The sequence below is a fragment of the Sphingomonas pseudosanguinis genome, from assembly GCF_014196255.1.
Lineage (GTDB): Bacteria > Pseudomonadota > Alphaproteobacteria > Sphingomonadales > Sphingomonadaceae > Sphingomonas > Sphingomonas pseudosanguinis.
In genome coordinates, this window is sequence record NZ_JACIDH010000041.1 from 1 (window position 1) to 4,001 (window position 4,001).

General features: G+C 67.5%; 3 protein-coding genes. 1 reads left to right on the forward strand and 2 read right to left on the reverse strand.

All coding sequences use genetic code 11. The features are described from left to right. Positions 1 to 339: 339 nt before the first annotated feature. Positions 340 to 1,332, reverse strand: a complete 993-nt coding sequence (gene araD1 / locus GGR48_RS17800; RefSeq protein WP_183953176.1) for an AraD1 family protein — start codon at positions 1,330 to 1,332, stop codon at positions 340 to 342. 70 nt (positions 1,333 to 1,402) lie between these two features. Next, positions 1,403 to 2,926, reverse strand: coding sequence for an aldehyde dehydrogenase (NADP(+)) (locus tag GGR48_RS17805; RefSeq protein ID WP_183953178.1), 1,524 nt, complete (start codon positions 2,924 to 2,926; stop codon positions 1,403 to 1,405). A 110-nt stretch (positions 2,927 to 3,036) separates the two neighbouring features. Here GGR48_RS17805 and GGR48_RS17810 point away from each other — a divergent pair, with 110 nt between their 5' ends. Then, entirely contained in the window at positions 3,037 to 3,807 is a 771-nt protein-coding gene (locus GGR48_RS17810; RefSeq protein ID WP_221211583.1) for a FadR/GntR family transcriptional regulator, read from the forward strand. Positions 3,808 to 4,001 lie beyond the last annotated feature (194 nt).

Consider the following 4,001-nt stretch of genomic DNA (forward strand, 5'->3'; position numbering starts at 1 on the left):
TCAACCCCGTTCCCAGGGCTTCAAGTGCGCCGATCTGTCGTAGCTGCCTCGGTCGACCGTGTCGGCCACCGCTGCGGTGAAACCCCTCTAGGCGGGGTCACCCCGAACCGTCAACAGCCGATTTTCATTTTTCCGTAAAAATTCGACAAATGCCGCTTATTTCAACGACTTGTAGCTATGCTGGCGCGCGGTCGAAGCTGGAACCTTATCCCTGCTGGGACGTGCATTCGCGAATCAGCGCTACGGAAAAGGGAGAATCATCGGCCCGAATGCACCAGGGGCGCCCTTCCCGGTTGGAAAGGACGCCCCTGGTGCATTCAGCGGTAGCGGATCGAGCGATCAGAGACGCCCGACCGTCACCGGCTTATCCTCGCTGCGCTTCAGCGGATTGGCGAGCGGCAGGGTGAAGGGCGCCGCCGCGATCTCGAAGACATCGCCTTCTTCGGGACGAATGCCGTCCGAGAAGGACAGCGTCGCCGTGCCGAAGAAGTGGACGTGCACGTCGCCCGGACGACGGAACAGCGCGTATTTGAAGTGATGATGCTCCAAGTTCGCCAGGCTGTGCGACATATTCGCCTCGCCCGACAGGAACGGCTTTTCCCAGATGGTCTGGCCACCCCGCTCGATCTTGCTGGTGCCCTCGATATGCTCGGGCACCTCACCCAGCAGCAGTTCGGCACCGAGCGATGCGGGACGCAGCTTGGAATGGGCGAGCCACAGATAATTGTGACGCTCGGTCACATGGTCCGAAAACTCGTTGGCGAGGCACAGGCCCAGGCGATGCGGGGTGCCGTCGGGACCGATCAGGTATATGCCCGCCAGTTCCGGCTCTTCGCCGCCATCCTGCGCGAAGGCGGGCATTTCGAGCGCGTCGCCGGGGCCGACCAGCTGCGAACCGTCGCCCTTGTAGAACCATTCCGGCTGCTGACCGACCTGCCCTTCACCGGGCTTGCCGCCCTCGACCCCTTCCAGGAACATCCGCATCGAGTCGGTCTGCTGCGTGGCGGCGGCCGCCTCGCGGTGCATCTTGTCGCGGCCCTCGGCGGAACCGAGATGGGTCAGGCCGGTGCCGGTCATGACGCAATGCGCGGGGTCTTCATGGTCGATCGGCGCGATCAGATGCCCCGCCGCCAGTTCGGCCGCGAGATCGACGCTCTGCCCTTCACCACAGGCCAGGGCGGTATCGAGCAGGGACTTGCCGTCCGCGATGGCGCGCTGGGCGAGCGCAATGACGCTCTCGACGCCCGGTACGAAAGCGGCCTGGTCGCCGCGCGCCAGAATGACCGAGCGGGTGCCATCGGGCGCACGGTGCTGCAACAAACGATCAGCCATGAAATCCTCCCCTAAAGTCTTTTCAACATAAAAGGGGCGCGGGCCACATCGGCCCGCGCCCCGTCATTCCTTAGCCCGGCTGGCCATCGACCCGGCGGGGCAGCGTGCCCGCGGCTTCGTCCTTCAGATCCTGCGGCAGCAGCGCGGCCGACAGGTTCTGGTACGACACCGGCCGCAGATAGCGGTCGATCGCCAGGCTGCCGACCGAGGTCGTGCGCGCGTCCGAGGTCGACGGGAACGGCCCGCCATGGACCATCGCATGCGCGACTTCCACGCCGGTCGGCCAGCCATTGGCGAGGATACGGCCCGCCTTGCGCTCGAGCACCGGCACCAGCCGTGCGGCCATGTCGGTATCGCCCTCGTCCATCTGGATCGTCGCGGTCAGCTGGCCCTCGGCGGCCTTGAGCACGGCGGTCAGTTCCGCCTCGTCGCGGCAGCGGACCAGGATCGAGGACGCGCCGAACACTTCATGGCCCAGCGTCTCGTCGGCGAGGAATGCCTCGGCCGTGGTCTGGAAGAAGGCGGCGCGACCGGCGGTGATGCCCTCGCCAACCTTGCCCTGCGCAACCGTCTCGACCTTGTCATGGCTCGCGAGCGTCTCGGTGCCCTTGGTATAGGCGGCGTGGATGCCCGGGGTCAGCATGGTCTGCGCCGCCGCCTCGGGCAGCGCGGTGCGGGCCGCCTCGACGAACGCGTCCAGCCCTTCGCCCTCGATGGCGAGCAGCAGGCCCGGATTGGTGCAGAATTGCCCTGCGCCCATGGTCAGCGAGCCGACGAACGCGGTGCCAAGCGCCGCGCCGCGCGCCTTCAGCGCCTCGGGCATCAGGACGACCGGATTGATGCTCGACATTTCGGCATAGACGGGGATCGGAACAGGGCGTTCCTGCGCGATCTTGACCAGTGCCAGGCCACCGGCGCGCGAGCCGGTGAAGCCGACTGCGGCGATGCGCGGATCGCGGACCAGCGCCGCGCCCAGTTCGTTGCTGGGGCCGGTCAGGTGGCTGAACACGCCCTTGGGCAGGCCGCAGGCTTCGACCGCGCGTTCGATCGCGGCGGCAACCAGCGCGCCGGTCTGCGGATGGGCGGGATGGCCCTTGACCACGACCGGGCAACCGGCGGCCAGCGCCGAGGCGGTATCACCACCGGCGGTCGAGAAGGCGAGCGGGAAGTTGGACGCGCCGAACACCGCGACGGGGCCGAGCGGCACCATGCGCAGGCGCAGATCGGGGCGCGGCAGCGGCTGGCGGTCGGGCATGGCGGGGTCGATACGGACCTGCAGATAGGCCCCGGCGCGCAGCACCTTGGCGAACAGGCCCAACTGGCCGACAGTGCGGCCACGCTCGCCCTCCAGACGCGCGCGCGGCAGGCCGCTTTCGCGCATCGCGGCTTCGATCAGCTCATCGCCGATGGCCATGATTTCGGCACCGATCTTGTCGAGGAACACCGCGCGCTCCTCGCGCGACGTGGCGCGATAGACGTCGAACGCCTCCTCGGCGGCCGCGCAGGCCGCGTCGACATCGGTCGGTCCGTGCACCGCAAAGGGCTCGCCCACGGGCTGGCCGGTCGCGGCGTCGATCGAACGGAAATCGGTCATTGGGGAAGCTCCTTTGTATTACTCCGACATATTCATTTGACGGAGCGATGGCAATGTTAAAGGTTGTGCGCAAAGATGGGGGCGGAGAGGTACAATCGATGAGTGACAGCATGACGAACGGGGATGCGCCGCCCGAATCCCCGGTGGACGCGGCGCCGGAGCAAACCGCGCCCAAGGCCAAACGCGGCACCGGCCGCCGACTGCACGGCGCCATTGCGCACAAGCTGGGCGCGGCGATCGTGTCGGGCGAATATCGCCCCGGCGACACGCTGTCGGGCGAAGTCGCCTTTTCGGAAGCGCTCGACGTGTCGCGCAGCGCGTACCGTGAGGCGGTGCAGGTGCTCAGCGCCAAGGGTCTGGTCGAAAGCCGCCCGAAGACCGGCACCCGCGTCCTGCCGCGCAACCGCTGGAACCTGCTCGACCCCGATGTGCTGGCCTGGGCCTTTTCTGGCGAGCCGGACATCCATTTCGTGCGCAGCCTGTTCGAGCTGCGCGCGATCGTCGAACCCGCCGCCGCGCGGCTGGCGGCCGAGCGGCGCGACAAGGCCGATCTGAAGGAGATGCGCGACGCGCTGGCCGCGATGCGCCGCCACACGCTGGCGACCGAGGCGGGGCGGACGGCGGACCGCGAGTTCCACAACGCCGTGCTGGCCGCGACGCGTAACGACGCGCTCGTCGTGCTGACCGCCAGCATCGGCGCGGCGGTCGCCTGGACCACCCAGTTCAAGCAGCGGTCGCGTGCGCTGCCCCGCAATCCGGTGCCCGACCATGTGAAGGTCTATGACGCGATCGCGGCGGGCGATGTCGAGGCGGCGGGAGAGGCGATGCGGTTGCTCGTCGATCTGGCGCTGGAGGATACCCGCAGCGCGATGGAGGGGTAAGAAGGCCCGCTCCGACAAGGGAGCGGGCCACCCGAGACGCCGGGTTCGGGAATGGGGTTTTTGCGTCCGATCGACACTCATCCTATTCCTCCCCTGCAAGGGGGACTGTTTATCGTGGCTGCTTTTCGGGTTCTTCTTCGTTCTGGTGATTTGGGACAGGGAGGATGGCATGCGATGTCCGGTGTGTGAGGGAA

What these genes read in the sequence shown, in the direction of transcription:
- araD1 (WP_183953176.1), bottom strand. Translation starts at nt 1,332, where the DNA reads ATGGCTGATCGTTTGTTGCAGCACCGTGCGCCCGATGGCACCCGCTCG.
- GGR48_RS17805 (WP_183953178.1), bottom strand. Translation starts at nt 2,926, where the DNA reads ATGACCGATTTCCGTTCGATCGACGCCGCGACCGGCCAGCCCGTGGGC.
- GGR48_RS17810 (WP_221211583.1), top strand. Translation starts at nt 3,037, where the DNA reads ATGACGAACGGGGATGCGCCGCCCGAATCCCCGGTGGACGCGGCGCCG.